We start from the raw sequence: 16,492 nt of genomic DNA on the forward strand, positions 1-16,492 counted from the left end.
TCGGGTGAATCAGGTTGGCATCGCTATGGATTCGACGCGTGGGCGAGTTCGTCGAGCCGAGCATTGGCTCCTCCGACGAGTCGCGCGAGATCCTTGGCGATCGAGAAGTAGCGATGCAACGGATACGTCAGGTCGACGCCTACGCCCCCGTGGAGGTGCGTCATGGTCCGCATCGCCGCGGGGATCTCAGCTGCCGTCCAGTACGACGCGATACCCAGATCTTGTTGTGCGTCAAGACCTTCGGACAAGCGCCAGGCCGCGGCGGTGGTCGAGAGGTTCAGCGATCGTCCGACGACGTAGATGTCGGCCAACTGCTGTCCGACGGCCTGGAACAGCGCGATCGGTTTACCGAACTGCGTGCGGTTGGACACGTGATCGGCGGTGAGGCGGGTAGCCCCCGCGACGAGACCGTCGGCGTACGCACTCAGCGCGAGTCGGTACAGGTCACGCAGCCCCGAGACATCGGCGGTCAGCACGTCGGCGTCGTCGACGGTCACGTCGTCGAATCGCACGGTGCACTCGCCCCACCCGCTCGACGCCGGAGTTCGCGTGATCGACACCCCGTCGGCTGCGGTGGCCACTGCGACCACCCCGGCATCGGTGGCGACGAGCAGCGTCGACGCGCCGTCTGCGTGCAGTACTCCACTCTTGGTGCCCGACAACCTTCCGTCACGCAATGTGGTGCGCGGCGTCGACGTCAGCGGGTCGCCGGGTTCGCCGATCGCGATCGCGTGCCATGCGCCGGCGGTGAGCGTCGTGGCCCATCGATCGCGCGCGGCGTCGTCGACCGTCTGCAGGAGGAGCGACGACGTCAGCGAGCCGAGTGCAGGGGTCACCGCGGCGGACGAGCCCAGTTGACGCAGCAGCGGAAGTACGCAAAGAACTCCGAGATCGTCACCCCCGAGTGCTTCCGGTAGGGGCAAGGCGAGGAGTCCGGCGTCGGTCAGCGCCGTCCAGAGGTTGCGATCGAATCCGTCGTACGACGCCGCGGCATCCTCCCGCGACTCGCCCGCCCTGACCCGTCCGCCGAACAGCGACGTCCAGTCGGACTCGTGGCGGGCGAAGACATCCCGCGCCACATCGGCGACCGCTTCCGCGGAGCTGTCCATGCCGAAATCCACCGACGATCCCCTTTTCGCCAACACCAAAACTAGAACTCGTTCTAGTTGTATCAGACTCCGCGCTCCCGGTGGGCGAATTGGCAGTTGATCTGCTGATTCTCAGCCAGAGTCCCGCGTCAGCCGCGCGGCAGACCGAGAATCCGTTCCGCAGCGGCGGTCCGCAGTATCTGGGTGGTGCCGCCCGCGATGGACAAACACCTGTTCTGCAGGAGCTGATCGGACGCATCGCCCGCCCCGACGCCGTCGACCCCGAGCAGGTCGAGACCGAACTCGGGCACCGATTGCCGGTGCGCGACGCCGATCAGCTTGCGCACGCTCGATACCGCGCCCGGATCGTGGCCGGCGAGCCGACGAGACACCGCGAGTGCGTCGAGGACACGTCCGACGTGCGCGTCGGCGACGAGCTCGCCCAACCGTGCCAACTCGCCTGTGGACAGCTCCCGACCCAACGAGTCGATCTGACCAAGCAGCGCATCCATCTCCTTGCCGAGTCCCGAACCACCCATCGCCACACGTTCGTTGGCGAGTGTCGTACGAGCCAGCCGCCAGCCGCCGTCGACCTCACCGACCACGCACTCGTCGGGGACGAACACGTCGTCGAGGAAGACCTCGTTGAAATTGGCCTGCCCGGACAACTCCCGAAGCGGTCGGATGTCGATGCCCGCCGACGCCATGTCGACCAGGAAGTAGGTGATCCCCTTGTGTTTCGGCGCCTCGGGATTCGTGCGCGCGAGACAGATCCCCCACTGGGCATTGTGCGCCTGCGAGGTCCAGATCTTCTGCCCTGTCAGACTCCAACCGCCCTCGACGCGAATAGCCCTGGTGCGCAACGACGCAAGGTCGGAGCCCGCCTCGGGTTCGCTGAACAACTGGCACCAGACGATGTCGCCGACGAGGGTCGGATGCACGAAACGTGTGTGCTGCTTGGCTGTTCCGTGCGCGAGGATCGTCGGAATCGCCCATGCCCCGATCACGAGGTCGGGACGTTCGACGCCCGCGCGTTCGAACTCGGAGTCGATGAGCAACTGCAGCGCGGGGTCGGCGCCGAGACCATGCGGCGGCGGCCAATGCGGTGCGAGATAACCGGATTCGGCCATCGCGCTCCGCTGCGCATTCGGTTCGGCCGCCGCGATCGCGGCGATGTCGGCTCTGATGGCGCCACGGCGATGCTCGACGGAGGTCAGGTCGAGCTCGAAGCGTCGACGCCCACCGAGGATGCCGAGGCGACCGAGTTGTTCACGCTGCGTGGACGCGGCCGCTGTCGCCGCGCGCAGCGCCAATGCCGTTCGCAGGTAGAGATGTGCGTCGTGCTCAAACGTGAAGCCGATGCCGCCGAGCACCTGGATGCAGTCCTCAGCCGTCGCGACGGGCAGCGAGGCGACCAGCACGTCGGCGGCGAGCCTGGAGAACGCGAGTTGCTCGCGCGCGGTCTCCGCGTCGTCGTCGCCCACCGGTGCGGCCACCGCAGCGTCGACGGCCACCGCGAGATCCCACGCCGCCGCGGTGACCTGTTCGCTGCGACAGAGCATGTCGGCGCAGATGTGCTTGACGGCTTGAAACGAGCCGATGGGTACACCGAACTGGGTGCGCACCTTGGCATAGTCGACCGCGGTGTCGAGCGCCCAGCGCGTCACGCCGCTGGCGTAGGCGGCGGCGGTCGCCGACAGTGCGCCCGCAATGAGATCACCATCGTCGACGACGAGCAGGTCGCCGACGCCCAGGTCGGTGATGCGCAGCCGGCCAACCGAACCTCGGCCGTCGAGGCTCGCCGCCGGCTCGACGTCGCGTAGACCCGCATCGGCAGGGATCACATACCACCCCGGATCGAGGCCCTGACCAGCAATTTTAGCGAGAATCACGCAACCGTCGACATATCCGACGACGACGCCGAGATCGATCGATCCGTCGACCAACGCCGCCTCGCCGCCTGCCCGCGTGAGGGTGGGCACCGTCACGGAGACCTCTCCCGACACCACCGTGTCGCGCACCGCCGCGGCACGGGGATCGGTCGACACCGATAGCGCCAGGGTCGCCACGACGGTCTCGCCGATCGGACCCGGCACCAGGCTGGCTCCGCATTGCTCGACCATCGCGGCGACGTCGGAGAACGAGGCACCGACGCCACCCTGCGCCTCCTCGACCAACGCGGCGAAAACGCCCAATTCAGCCAGTTCCGGAAAGAGGTCACGCCAGTGGTCGCGCGGTTTCTCCAGTTCAGCCCGTACGATATCGGTGGTGCGACGACGCTTCGCCCACGCGGAAATGGCTTCGCAGACGGCAATCTGTTCGTCGGACGTGGCAAGGCTCACGCTGAAATCCTCTGCATTCAGGTTGTGACGAAGAATTAGAACCTGTTCTAATAGTCCGAAGGGGTTTTGTCCACCAGACCATCGACGCCGTCGGTGTCGATGGTCACGAGATGAGGATGTCGCCTACATATGACCCGGTCGTCTGAAGATGCCGTGCCACAGAAGTCGGCACCGAGTCCGAACAAAGGAGTCTCGTCGAAGTCGGCCGCCGCCAAGGGCACTCCCGCCCCAGCCGACGCCGCTACAGCCACAGCAACCGCAGCTACGTCGACGACGGAGAGTGGTTCGGCCGCACAGCGCGACCGTCGACGCCGCATCCTCGACGCGACGCTCGCCCTCGCCTCCAAAGGCGGCTACGACGCCGTGCAGATGCGCACCGTCGCAGAGAAAGCCGACGTTGCGGTGGGAACCCTCTACCGATACTTCCCGTCGAAGGTGCACCTGCTGGTGACCGCGCTCGCGCGCGAGTTCGAGCGCGTCGAGACCCGCGTCGACCGCTCGCAACTGCAGGGCGAGAACGCCATCGAGCGGCTGCGCCACGTCCTCGACATGATCACCTTCGCGATGCAGCGCGATCCCCTGTTGACCGAGGCCATGACGAGAGCCTTCATGTTCGCCGACGCATCGGCGACCGCCGAGGTCGATCAGGTCGCCGGGATCATCGACCGACTGTTCGCAGGTGCGATCGTCGACGAGGGCGAGCCGAGCGACGAAGAACTCGCGATCGCACGCGTGCTGTCGGACGTCTGGATGTCGAACCTGGTGCAGTGGCTCACCCGCCGAGCCTCGGCCACCGACGTCACCAACCGGCTCGAGCTCACGGTCCGACTGCTCCTCAAGGGCCGGGTCGCAGCTCAGGCGTAACCGAACCGCCGGGGTGGGCCGTCGCGATCAGCCCAAGTCGACGGTGATGGTGCCCGACTCGTCGGCGCGCACCGCGTACGCACGAACTCCGCTGCCGCCGAAGGCGATCTCGTCACCGGTGCCCAGGTCGTAGGTGTGATTGTGCAACGGGCACACCACGACACAGTCGTCGATCAGCGCGTCGGCCAGTGGCCCGCCGCGGTGCGGGCAGACGGCGTCGAGTGCGCGCAGCGAATCGTCGCGCAGTCGGAAGACCGCAATCTGCGTACCGTCGATACCGAATGCCCGTCCCTCGCCCGGCGGGATGTCGGCGATGTTGCCGACTGCTATCTCGCTCATCGGACCGGCACCTGCGGGAGCGGCAGCAGCGGCAGCGCCGAACGGAACTGACCCGGAGTGGCAGGCTTTTTGCCGTCCTGCCAGGGGTCTCGATAGGCGTCGACGGACCGCTGCATATTGGAATCGAGTTGTTGCGCAATGCCTTCCGCGTCGTCGACGACGACTGCCCTGATCTTCTCGATGCCGTATCGCGGAACCCACGCGTAGGTGCGTTCGAGCCATTTCGCACTCTCGCGGTAGTACTGCAGAAATCGGCCCGCCAGTGTCATGACCTCGTCGGCACTGTCGACGGTCGCCAACAGATCGCCCTTGCGGATGTGTGCACCGGCAGCACCGCCGACGTAGATCTCCCACTTGCCGCCGTCGATCGCGACGACGCCGAAGTCTTTACACAGCGCTTCCGCGCAATTGCGCGGGCACCCGGTGACCGCGAGCTTCATCTTCGCCGGACCCGCTATGCCCTGATACCGCTCCTCCAGAGCGATGCCCAGCGCCGTCGAGTCGCCTACCCCGAACCGGCAGAAGTCGCTTCCCACACAGGTTTTGACCGTGCGGAAACTCTTGCCGTACGCATACCCCGACGGCATGTCGAGATCTGCCCACACGGCGGGCAGGTCCTCCTTGCGCAGGCCGAGCAGGTCGATGCGCTGGCCTCCGGTCAGTTTGATGAGCGGAACCTCGTATTTCTCCGCGACGTCGGCGATCTTGCGCAACTGCTCGACGTTGGTCACGCCGCCTTTCATCTGCGGCACAACGGAAAACGTGCCGTCGCGCTGGATGTTGGCGTGGACGCGGTCGTTGATGAAGCGTTCGGCGCGTTCGTCGATGAAGTCCGAGCCCCACATCATCTCCAGTAGCGACGACAACCCCATCTTGGAGTTCGCATCCTCCTTGCCGTCGGGGGCGAGGGCCGCGAATACCGAACGCACCGAGTAGAGCTTGAGGTCGCGGATCAGCCGCATGAGTTCTGGCTTCTCGTACGGGATTGCGGGTACGTACCAGTTGGCCGACGGGTCCTCGGTGACCGCGTCGCCTGCGGCCCATTCGACGACCTGCGCCACCAATCCCTTACATGAGCCGCAGCCCTTTCCGGCGCGGGTCGCGGCCATCACGCCTGCCACCGAGGTGGTGCCGCCTGCGACGCACCCGACGATGGTCGCCTTGTCGACGCCGTTGCAGTTGCACACCTGGGCATCGTCGGAGAGTTCCTCGACTCCCGTTGCGGCGTCGGGTGTTCCGATGTCGAACATCAGCGAGATGCGTTCGTCGGGGAGTTCGGTTCCCTGGTCGAAGGCCTGCATCAGGAACGAGACCTTGCTGACGTCGCCGACGAGCGTGGCGCCGACGAGCTTGTTCTCCCGGATTACCACGGTCTTGTAGACGCCGTGCCGGGGCTCGTAGAACTGCAGGTACTCGTCGTCGGCATGTTCGGGCGCCTTGACACCCATCTGGGCGACGTCGACGCCCGCGACCTTGAGTTTCGTCGAGGTGCGCGAACCATGATATGCGGCAGTCGAATTGGCTGCGGTGAGGTGATCGGCCAGGACTTTGGCCTGCTCCCACAAGGGTGCGACCAGTCCGTACACCTGGCCGCGGTGCTGCGCGCATTCACCGACCACGTAGATGTCGTCGTCGTCGATCGAGCGCATGTGGTCGTCGACGACGATGGCGCGTTCGACGGTCAGTCCGGCACCGCGGGCCAGCCCCACGTTGGGGCGGATGCCTGTGGCCAGCACCAGCAGATCGCAATCCATCTGCTCACCGTCGGCGAATCCGATTCCGGTGATGGCATTCTCATCATCGGCGAAGGCTTTGACGGTGCGTTTACCGGTGACCACGGTGACGCCGGTCGACTCGATCGCGCTGCGCAACACCGCGCCACCGGTTTCGTCGAGTTGGGCGTTCATCAGGATCGGACCGGAATGCACCACCGTCGACGCCACACCACGGCCGTAAAGACCGTGTGCCGCTTCGAGTCCGAGCAGTCCGCCGCCGATGACCACCGCGTGTTCGGCGTCGTCGGCGTGGGAGATGATCGCCGTGGTGTCGTCTAGGCTGCGAAAGCCGAATACACCGCTCAGCTGCGTGGTGTCGTCGACCCACAACCCCTCGATGGGCGGGAAGAAGGCACGGCTGCCGGTGGCGATGATCAACTTGTCGTAGGCCACCCGCGAACCGTCATCGGCGAGAACGACTTTCGCGTACGGGTCGATCCGGACCACCCGCACCCCGGCCCGCAGATCGATTCCGTTGTCGCCGTACCAATCGACGGCGTTGAGGTAGATGTCGTCGGGGGCATCGGAGCCGGCGAGCACGTGGGACAGTGCGATGCGGTTGTAGTTTCCATACGGTTCGTCACCGAAGACGGTGATGGCGAACTGATCTGCCCCGCCACGCGCCAGGATCTCCTCGATGGCGCGGGCGCCGGCCATGCCGTTGCCCACCACCACCAGCGACTGCCGGGTCACCGCAGTCTCCTGCGCCATCAGAACTCCACCACACCGAGGTCGATGACCACGGTGCCCGACGCGGAGGTGGGTGCGGCCAGCGCAAGGGAAATCTCCGCGCCCTCCAGAAAGTCCTCGACCAGCCGCAACGGCACGTGGGTGCCGCCCTGAGCGGCAATCGGGAAGTAGCGCACCGGTTTCCCGTCGTGCATCAGAGCAATCGTGATCATCTCGTCGCTGCTGTTGCCGCCACGGAAGTAGACCGCCTGCAGGGTCGAGCCATCGGGCACGGTCAGGGTGAGCGAGTCGTCGATGACCGCGAGGGTCTCGAAGCCGGCTCCCTTGAACGCGAACAGGCCCTGCAGAAATCGCGGTGTGCTGCTGTCACTCATGGGGCGGGGTCACCTTTCAGTAGACGTCACGCACGTAACGTTTATCGGCGGCAAGGGCTTTCACATATGCCTCGGCACTGGGGCCGGACAACTTACCGTGTTCGGCGACGACCCGGGTCAGCGCGTCATCGACATCGCGGGCCATCCGCATCCGGTCACCGCACACATAGAAATGCGCGCCGTCGGACAGCCATCGCCAGAGCTGTTCACCGTGCTCGATCATCCGGTCCTGCACATAGACTTTCGACTTCTGATCGCGGGAGAATGCGACGTCGAGCCGGTCCAACGACCCGTCGGCGAGCATCGTCTCGAGTTCGTCGCGGTAGTAGAAGTCGGTGGCCGCGTGCTGCTCACCGAAGAACAACCAGTTCGGCCCACGATGACCCAGTAGCCGACGATGATGCAGGAACCCGCGGAATGGTGCGATTCCGGTACCGGGGCCGACCATGATCATCGGGGCGTCCGGATCCTCGGGCGGCGAGAAGCCGGCATTGCGCTGCACCCAGATTCGAATGTCGTCGTCGGCGGCGTGGTCGGCGAGGTAGGTCGAGCAGACGCCGTGACGCGGGACGCCGTGCAGGTTGTAGCGCACTGCCGACACGGTCAACTGGACCTCGTCGGGACTCTCCAGCGGACTCGACGAGATCGAGTACTGCCGGGGTGTCATCGGCGCCAGCGTCGACAACCAGTCGGCCGCTGATGCACGCATCGGGAACGTGGTGAGCAGGTCGGCGATCTGCCTGCCCCACAGCCAGTCGTCGAGGTCGGATTTGTTCTCCGGCGCCAGCATCGACCGCAGATCCGCCGATGCTGCCCGGTCGCAGACGAATTCGAGGACACCGGGGCTGATCTTCGCGATCTCGAGGCGTTCACGCAGGGCGCTGCCCAACGGCATGTCCTCGCCGCCGACGGTGACCACCGTGTCGGCGTCGAGTCCGGAGGTCTCCAGGAACGCCTCGACCAGCGGTCGACTGTTGCGCGGCCACACCCCGAGGGCATCGCCCGCATCGTAGGTCAGAGTGTTCTCGGGCAGCGCGAACCCGAACTGCCGCACGTCCTTTGCCGATCCGTCGCCGCTGAGGCGGGTGTTCCGGACCAGCGAGGTCACCAGCGGGTTCTTACGACCGTAGGAGATCGGCGCGTCCGGCATCGGCGGGGCTTCCGCGGGGGCGCTCGCCGACGGCAGGGCCGTGGCCAGTTCACCGGACACGGCGTCGAGCCAGCCCTGCGCCGTCGACTCGAAATCGGGTTCGCAGTCGACCCGGTCGAGGAGACGCGTGGCCCCCAGTTCGGCCAGCCGGTCGTCGAGTTTGCGTCCGAAGCCGCAGAATTCGTCGTAGCTGGGATCGCCGAAGGCCAGCACCCCGTACCGCACGCCGCTCAGCGGTGGTGCATCGTCGCCGGAGAGTTGGTCCCAGAAGGATGTGGCGTTGTCCGGGGGATCGCCGTCTCCGGTGGTGGAGGTGACGATCAGCACCGTGCTCTCCGGGGTGAGGGCAGCGAGTCCGGCCTCGTCGAGGGTTTTGGTTGCGGCCGAATAGCCCTGCGCGGCCAGCGATTGTGCGACGGTCGGCGCGTAGTCCTCGACGGTACCGGTCTGCGATGCCCAGAGCACCTCGACGGTCGGCGCGGGCGCCGCGTCGTCCGGCGCTGCTGCCTGCGGCCCGCCCGCGGTGGACGTGGATCGTGAGAATGCCCCGGCGAGAACACCATTCACCCAGGCGCGATTCTGTTCGGACAGCGGCGCCTCGGGCGGCAACAGCGGTACGCCTGCAATCGACGCCTCGCTCTGCAGCCCGGCGAGCACTCCGGCCACATAGGTTTGTTCGGTGGCCGACAGCGCGGGCGGAGCAACGGCCGAAAGTCCCAGTGTCACAGCAAGAGATGACGCCGGGACATCGGTGCGGGCAGGGGCCGATGCGGGTGTATCAGCGGTCGGCGCTGCGGCGACCTTCTCCAACGCCACGGCACTCACCTTGAACTCCGGTTGCAACGACGCCGGGTCGACGGCGTCGTTGGTGACGGCGTTGATGGTGACGTCCGCACCGAACATGTCGCTCCAGTGAAACGGTGCGAAGCAGTTGCCGGGGCGTACGCGGTCGGTGAGGACGGCAGGCAGCACCGCGGCACCGCGCCGTGATCGCACGCGCACCGAATCCCCTTCGGCCACATCGAGAGCGGCCGCATCGTCGGGGTGGATCTCGACGAACGGTGACGGGTTGAGTTTGTTGAGTTTGGCCACCCGCCCGGTCTTGGTCATGGTGTGCCACTGATGCGGCAGCCGTCCGGTGTTGAGGACGAGCGGGAACTCGTCGTCGGGCATCTCGGCGGGCGGCAGACATGGTCGGGCGTGGAAGATCGCCCGCCCGCTCGGGGTGGGGAAGACGAACTCCGGTGTGGTGCCGTCGGCGCGCACCACCTTGGTCTGGCTACGGCCGTCGTTGAGATAGCGGATGGGGTGGCGGTCGGCGTCGTCGTCGGGCGGGCACGGCCACTGCAGCGGGGTCTCGCGGAGCCGCGCATAGCTGGCACCGCGAATGTCCCAGCCGGTCTTGGGATTCCAGAAACGCTTGATCTCCTCGAACACCTCTTCGGCCGAACCGAAGGAGAATCCTTCGCCGTATCCCATCTCGGTGGCGATCCGGCAGATCAGTTGCCAGTCGGGCAGCGCATCGCCGGGCGGCGCGACGGCAGGCTGGAAGAGGGTGAGGTTGCGTTCGGAGTTGATCATCACCCCGTCGGACTCGGTCCACAGGGTGGCGGGCAGTGCGACGTCGGCGTAGGGCAGGGTCTCGTTCTCGGCGAACACATCCTGCACCACCACCAGCTCACAGCGTTGCAGTGCTTCGATGACACGCGATCGATTGGACACGCTGGCAATGGGATTGGTGCAGATGATCCAGCAGGCCTTGATCTTGCCGTCGGCCATCTGGTCGAACATGTCGATGGTGCCGGTCCCGACCTCGCTGCGCAGCGTACCGCGTGGCACACCCCAGGTGTCCTCGCAGAAGTCACGGTCGGCCTCGGAGATCACCGCCCGCTGGCCGGGCAAACCCGGCCCCATATAACCCATTTCGCGTCCGCCCATCGCGTTGGGCTGTCCGGTGAGCGAGAACGGACCACTGCCGAGGCGGCAGATCGCGCCGGTGACCAGGTGCAGATTGATCAGCGCGTTGGTGTGCCAGGTTCCGTGGATGGACTGGTTGAGTCCCATTGTCCAGCAACTCATCCAGTTCGTGGACTCACCGATCCACTGTGCGGCCGTGCGGATGTCGGCCTCGGGGATGCCGGTGGTCTCGCTGACGGCACCAGGCGTGTACTCGGAGACGAACTCCTTGGTCGCATCGAAACCCTCGGTGTAGGTCTCGACGAAGGTGTGGTCGACGTCGTCGGCCTCGATCAACAGGTGCAGCAGACCGTTCAGCAGGGCGAGGTCGGTGCCGGGTTTGACCTGCAGGTAGAGGTCGGCCTTGGCCGCGGTGGCGGTGCGTCGTGGATCGATCACGACCAGTTTCGCGCCTGCCTTGACCCGTTCCATCATGCGCAGGAACAGGATCGGATGACAGTCGGCCATGTTGGAGCCGATGACGAAGAACAGGTCGGCGTGCTCGAAGTCCTGATAGGAGCCGGGAGGGCCGTCGGCGCCGAGGGACTGCTTGTAGCCGGTGCCGGCGCTGGCCATGCACAGTCGCGAGTTGGATTCGATGTTGATGCCGCGCAGATAGCCCTTGGTGAATTTGTTCGACAGGTACTGCGCCTCGGTCGACATCTGGCCCGACACGTACACCGCAACCGAATCCGGGCCGTGCTCGTCGGCTATCGCCCGCATCCGGCGTGCGGCAAAAGAGATCGCCTCGTCGATTCCGACCGACTCCCGGTCGGTGTCGCGGCTGGTCCGGATGGACGCCTTCTCCATCCGTCCCGGCGCGGCAAGCATGTCCGACGTGGTCGACCCCTTGGTGCACAACCGGCCGAAGTTCGTCGGATGATCCTTACGTCCGGTGGTCTTGGTGACCAACGGAAGTCCTGCGCCGTCAGGCGTCGACACGTGCAGCACCATCCCGCACCCCACCCCGCAGTAAGCACAGAGCGAGTCGACGGTGGAGGTCGCGGGCATGACTCCATGGTTGGAGCCGATTGTTTCCGATGCCATGAATGCGCGTTACCGGTCGATCACATGGTTCTCACACGCGCTGGTCGCGACTGTGAGTCGCCCCGGCCCGTGGTGGTGAGCCGCGCGACGATCAGATCCGCCACCCGCGGGTCCGCGCCGATCGGGGCAGCAACGCCGTCGGCGCCGTACTCGCTCAAGCGGGCGTGAAACAGTCCTGGCGCCAACAGGTAGGCGGCGATGAAGACCCGACGCCGCCGCGACCTACGCGTGGCCGACACCACGTCGGGGACGCGTGGTGTCGCGGTGGTGACGTAGCCGACCGGAACGTCGTCGTCGATCAGCTCGCCGAGCTGACGGGCTGCGGTCTCGACGTCGGCCAGCGCGAGCGCATCCGACGATCCGGCGGCGGCCATGACCACGGCGTCACCGCGCCGCCAGCCGGCGGCGCGCAGTCGCTCGAGCATCAGGACCGCGAGCATCGGGTCGGGGCCCATGTTGTCGCACAGCGTGACCCGCTGATGGCCGCTGGCCTCGATGTGCTCCGGGATGTCGCGTCGGACGTGGTATCCCGCGGCCAGAAAGGCGGGCACGATCAGCGCGGGCCCCGTGGTCTGCCTGAGTAGCTCCGACGGCGAGGGACCGAGGACGTCGACGAATGCGACGCGCGTCGTTCCCACGCGCTCCCCCACGAGTTCGGCAATGCGTGCGATGGTCGCGACTCCCGCAACCGAGCGGGTGCCGTGAGCCACGAGGATGGGTTGCGGCGCGGTGGCAGCGAAGTGTTCAGGCGTCATCGGAATCGTTCTCGTCGTATTCGAGGTCGACGGCCAAACGGTATCCACGCTTGACCACCGTCTGGATCATTTTGGAATCGCCCAACGCCGAGCGCAGTCTGGTGACCGCCATCTCGACGGCGTGCGTATCGGTGCCACCGCCGGGGAGTTCGTCGAGCATCGCTTTGCGCGAAATGACTTGTCCCGGAACACGATGCAGCACCCGCAGCAGCGCCATACTCGAGCCCGTCACCGATTGGAAGCAGCCGTCGACCACCACGCCCGACGCCCGCAGGCTCAGGTCGTGCCCCGCGACGCGGAGCACGCTCGCTCGACGCGGTAGTTCCTCGGCGATGAGTCTGACGAGCGCTCCGAGACGAAACCGGGCGGGCTGGACCGTGGGAACCTGCAGCGCGTGCAGCGGACCCGCCGTCACGTTGCCGACGCACATCGCGGGTACCACGGTGCGCATGGCGTGCAGCAACGGTTCAAGCGCACCGGTGCGATGCGCCTGACCGAGCATCGACGCCACCGCTGGTGCGCTGGTGAACGTCACGGCGTCGAGGTCGCGGTTGATGACAGCGTCGATCATCCGGGCCATCGGGTCGGTGTCGTCCGGCGGAGTCCAGCGATAGACCGGCACCGGGACGACCTCGGCACCCGCCTCGCGGAGCACGTCGCACAGGTCGGGTAGCGGCTCCCAGCTCGTCGTCGCGCCGTGGAGCTGTACTGCCACCCGCAGCCCCGCGACTCCCTCGTCGAGTAGCTCACGGATCAGCTCACTCGACGACTCGCTGGGCGGCGACCACTGTTCACGCAGACCAGCCGCGCGAATGGCCCCCTTGGCCTTGGGGCCTCTCGCGAGCAGTCGCACGCCACCGAGCGTGTCCACCAGGTCGTCGGCGAGTCCCCACCCGTCGGCCGCCTCCACCCAGCCGCGGAATCCGATTCCTGTGGTCGCCACCATGACGTCTGGCGGTTCCTTGAGAATGGATTCGGTGGCACGCTCGAGCTCGTCGTCGTCGATGAGCGGGATGATGCGGATGGCAGGGGCATGGATGACCTCGGCGCCACGACGTGTGAGCAGCGCGGCGAACTCGTCGGCTCGCCGCGCCGCCGTGATGCCGATGGTGAAGCCGGTCAGGGTCTTGTCCGGATTCGCCGTGACCGTGGGTGGGTCGGAGGGTGTCATCGGGTGTCGCTGGTCTCGATGATCCCGACCTCGACCATTCCATCGACAACCCGCACCGGGTACGTCCGCAGCGCCTGCGACTCGTCATCGAGACACGCGCCGGATTCGAGCGAAAACACCTGCTTGAGCAGTGGTGATGCGACGGTGGGCTCACCATTTCGATCGCCGATCAGCCCGCGCGACATCACGGCGGCGCGGCCGAAGGGATCGATGTTGTCGACGACGCGCAGTGTGTCCGCGCCGTCGGACAGGCGGAACACCGCGACCTGTGTGGTGCCGACGAGCGCCGCAACACCGCGGCCGACAGTCAACTGGTCGAGCGTGCACACCGGCACCCAGGTACTCACGGTCGCAACAGTGGTGTCGCCCGCCGACTGCGGAGCGTCGTCCAACGCGGTCATGATGCTGTCTCCTTGAGTCGTGTGGGCGTGCCGAGCAGCACCGGGACCTTGCGGCCCGACGACTCGTCGAAGGCGATGGTCGGGTCGGGAGTCTCCGGGGCGTTGACGAAGGACACGAAGCGACGCAGCTTGTCCTCATCGTCGAGCACTGCGGCCCATTCGTCGCGGTAGCCGTCAACGTGCTTGGCGACCGCATCCTCGAGGTCGCCTCCGATACCAAGGATGTCGTCACAGACGATTTGCCGCAACCGATCGAGCCCTCCGTCGAAGCTCTCCTGCCACGGCGCGGTGCGCTGCAACCTGTCGGCGGTCCTGACGTAGAACATCAGGTAGCGGTCGATGTAGCGCACCAGCGTCTCGTCGTCGAGTCCGGACGCGAGAAGCTTTGCGTGCGTGGGACTCTGGCCGCCGTTTCCGCCGACGTAGAGGTTCCATCCATTCTCGGTCGCGATCACGCCGACGTCTTTGCCGCGCGCCTCCGCGCATTCGCGGGCACACCCCGACACGCCGAGCTTGATCTTGTGTGGTGAACGTAACCCGCGATAGCGATGTTCGAGGCGGACCGCCATTGCCACCGAATCCTGCACGCCGTAGCGACACCAGCTCGAACCGACGCAGCTCTTCACAGTCCGCAAGCTCTTGCCGTAGGCGTGGCCGGACTCCATCCCGGCGTCGACGAGTCGGCGCCAGATCTCGGGAAGCTGCTCGACGCGCGCACCGAACATGTCGATGCGCTGACCACCGGTGACCTTGGTGTACAGGCCGAAATCCTTCGCGATCTGACCGATCGTGATCAGTTGGTCGGCGGTCACCTCGCCACCGGGCATCCGTGGAACGACCGAGTAGGTGCCGTTCTTCTGCAGATTGGCCAGGAAGTGGTCGTTCGTGTCCTGCAGCGCGGCCTGCTCGCCGTCGAGGATGTGATCGCTCGACGTCGAGGCCAGGATCGACGCGACGGTCGGCTTGCAGATCTCGCACCCACTGCCGGTCCCGAAGCGGGCGATCAGCTCGGAGAAGGTGCGGATCCCGGTTGCGGCGACGATCGAGAACAGTTCGGCACGCGACTGCGTGAAGTGCGCACACAGGGCCTTGGACAACTCGACGCCCGAGTCGGCGAGCAGCCTGGTGATCGACGGCACGCAGCCACCACACGTCGTGCCCGCCGACGTGCAGCCCTTGATGTCGGCGACCGAGCATGCGCCCTCGGCGATGGCCGAGCAGATCGATCCCTTGGAAACGCCGTTGCACGAACAGATCTCGGCGTCGTCGGGCAGTGCGGACAATCCGATGCCGCCGCCCTCGCCTGCCGCAGGCGCGATCAACGACGACGGATCGCCCGGAATCTCGCGTCCCACCATCGGTTTCAGCATCGCGTACGCATCGGCGTCGCCGACGAGGATGCCGCCGAGCAGGGTCGACGCGTCGTCGGAGAGCACGAGCTTCTTGTAGGTGCCCGCGACGGGATCGGAGTAGACGATCTCGAGTGCGTTCTCGGTGACACCCATGGCGTCGCCGAAGCTCGCGACGTCGACGCCGAGCAGTTTCAGCTTCGTCGACATGTCGGCGCCGGGAAACAGGGTGTCCTCGACGCCGAGGATGCCGTCCGCGGCGATCTCGGCCATCGTGTAGCCGGGAGCGACCAGGCCGTAGCACCGACCCTCGACCGCGGCGACCTCACCGATCGCCCAGATCGCCGAATCGCTTGTGCGACATCCGGTATCGGTGATGATTCCGCCGCGCTCACCGACGTCGAGCCCGGCCTGTCGACCGATCGCGTCCTGCGGGCGGACTCCCGCGGAGAACACCACGAGCGCGGCGTCGAGGACGGTCCCGTCCGACAGCGTGACGGCGAGGAGGTCGTCGTCGCCGTCGGCGATGGCCGTCGTGGACACCCCTGTGTGCACGTGCAGACCGAGCTCACCGACGAGCGATGCCAGCAGCGCTCCGCCGCCGTCGTCGACCTGCAGTGGCATCAGTCGGGGCGCGAATTCGACGACGTGCGGCGTCATTCCGAGCAGTCGCAGGGCGTTGGCCGCCTCGAGTCCGAGCAGTCCGCCGCCGACAACGACTCCCGGTGCACCCGGCTCCGCGGCCTCGGCGATCGCGCGGATCGCGTCTAGGTCGGCGAGGGTGCGGTACACGAAGCTCCGCGGGTTGTCCTTGCCCTCGACAGGCGGCACGAACGGATACGATCCGGTGGCGAGAACCACTGCGTCGTAGTCGATCTCGTTGCCAGCCGACGTGATGATCCGACGTTGCTCGCGGTCGATCGTCGTGGCCGACTCGCCCAACCGGAGCTCGACGAGGCCGTCTCCGGCATAGGTGTTGTCGGGCAGCGACATCGACGCGGGGTCCCACGATCCGACGTAGCTCGACAGCCCGACACGGTCGTAGGCAGCGACCGGTTCTTCGCTCAACACGATCACCCGGTATCGGTTCGCGGTGTCGCGTTCGCGCAGTTCCTGAACGAATCGGTGTCCGACCATTCCGTGGCCGACGACCACACAGGTTTGTGTATCCATCGTTGGTGCCGAATCCAT

The 16,492-nt window shown here is 66.4% G+C and carries 11 protein-coding genes; 1 reads left to right on the forward strand and 10 read right to left on the reverse strand.

Annotation, left to right across the window (positions count from 1 at the left end):
• Window positions 1-23: 23 nt before the first annotated feature.
• Window positions 24-1,121: an acyl-CoA dehydrogenase family protein gene (locus ACRVY7_RS04000; RefSeq protein ID WP_431816068.1), complete on the reverse strand. Its 1,098-nt coding sequence runs from the start codon at window positions 1,119-1,121 to the stop codon at window positions 24-26.
• Between the two features lie 116 nt (window positions 1,122-1,237).
• A complete protein-coding gene (locus ACRVY7_RS04005) occupies window positions 1,238-3,430 on the reverse strand; it encodes an acyl-CoA dehydrogenase family protein (RefSeq protein WP_431816069.1) in 2,193 nt (730 codons plus the stop codon).
• Between the two features lie 129 nt (window positions 3,431-3,559).
• On the opposite strand from ACRVY7_RS04005, the gene kstR reads away from it, so the two are divergent.
• Entirely contained in the window at window positions 3,560-4,294 is a 735-nt protein-coding gene (gene kstR, locus ACRVY7_RS04010; protein WP_431816070.1) for a cholesterol catabolism transcriptional regulator KstR, read from the forward strand.
• A gap of 27 nt (window positions 4,295-4,321) precedes the next feature.
• Here kstR and ACRVY7_RS04015 read toward each other — a convergent pair whose 3' ends face one another.
• Genes ACRVY7_RS04015 through nirB (ACRVY7_RS04050) form a run of 8 tightly spaced genes read right to left on the reverse strand, consistent with a single transcriptional unit; the run spans window position 4,322 to window position 16,492 of the window.
• A complete protein-coding gene (locus ACRVY7_RS04015) occupies window positions 4,322-4,633 on the reverse strand; it encodes a Rieske (2Fe-2S) protein (protein WP_049697712.1) in 312 nt (103 codons plus the stop codon).
• Entirely contained in the window at window positions 4,630-7,119 is a 2,490-nt protein-coding gene (gene nirB / locus ACRVY7_RS04020; protein WP_431816071.1) for a nitrite reductase large subunit NirB, read from the reverse strand. Before nirB (ACRVY7_RS04020) ends, ACRVY7_RS04015 begins: the two co-directional genes overlap by 4 nt.
• Complete coding sequence (locus ACRVY7_RS04025; protein ID WP_049697710.1) at window positions 7,119-7,472, reverse strand: hypothetical protein; 354 nt, start codon at window positions 7,470-7,472, stop codon at window positions 7,119-7,121. Before ACRVY7_RS04025 ends, nirB (ACRVY7_RS04020) begins: the two co-directional genes overlap by 1 nt.
• A gap of 16 nt (window positions 7,473-7,488) precedes the next feature.
• Window positions 7,489-11,589: a bifunctional nitrate reductase/sulfite reductase flavoprotein subunit alpha gene (locus ACRVY7_RS04030; protein WP_431816072.1), complete on the reverse strand. Its 4,101-nt coding sequence runs from the start codon at window positions 11,587-11,589 to the stop codon at window positions 7,489-7,491.
• A 56-nt stretch (window positions 11,590-11,645) separates the two neighbouring features.
• Complete coding sequence (locus tag ACRVY7_RS04035; RefSeq protein WP_431816073.1) at window positions 11,646-12,380, reverse strand: sirohydrochlorin chelatase; 735 nt, start codon at window positions 12,378-12,380, stop codon at window positions 11,646-11,648.
• Window positions 12,370-13,551, reverse strand: coding sequence for a uroporphyrinogen-III synthase (locus tag ACRVY7_RS04040; RefSeq protein ID WP_049697707.1), 1,182 nt, complete (start codon window positions 13,549-13,551; stop codon window positions 12,370-12,372). The genes ACRVY7_RS04035 and ACRVY7_RS04040 overlap by 11 nt, the downstream gene beginning before the upstream one ends.
• Window positions 13,548-13,952, reverse strand: coding sequence for a nitrite reductase small subunit NirD (gene nirD / locus ACRVY7_RS04045; protein WP_049697706.1), 405 nt, complete (start codon window positions 13,950-13,952; stop codon window positions 13,548-13,550). Before nirD ends, ACRVY7_RS04040 begins: the two co-directional genes overlap by 4 nt.
• Window positions 13,949-16,492 (reverse strand): nitrite reductase large subunit NirB, encoded by a 2,544-nt coding sequence (gene nirB / locus ACRVY7_RS04050; RefSeq protein WP_431816074.1) that lies wholly within the window; start codon window positions 16,490-16,492, stop codon window positions 13,949-13,951. The genes nirD and nirB (ACRVY7_RS04050) overlap by 4 nt, the downstream gene beginning before the upstream one ends.

This window comes from Gordonia jacobaea (assembly GCF_965344965.1).
Lineage (GTDB): Bacteria > Actinomycetota > Actinomycetes > Mycobacteriales > Mycobacteriaceae > Gordonia > Gordonia jacobaea.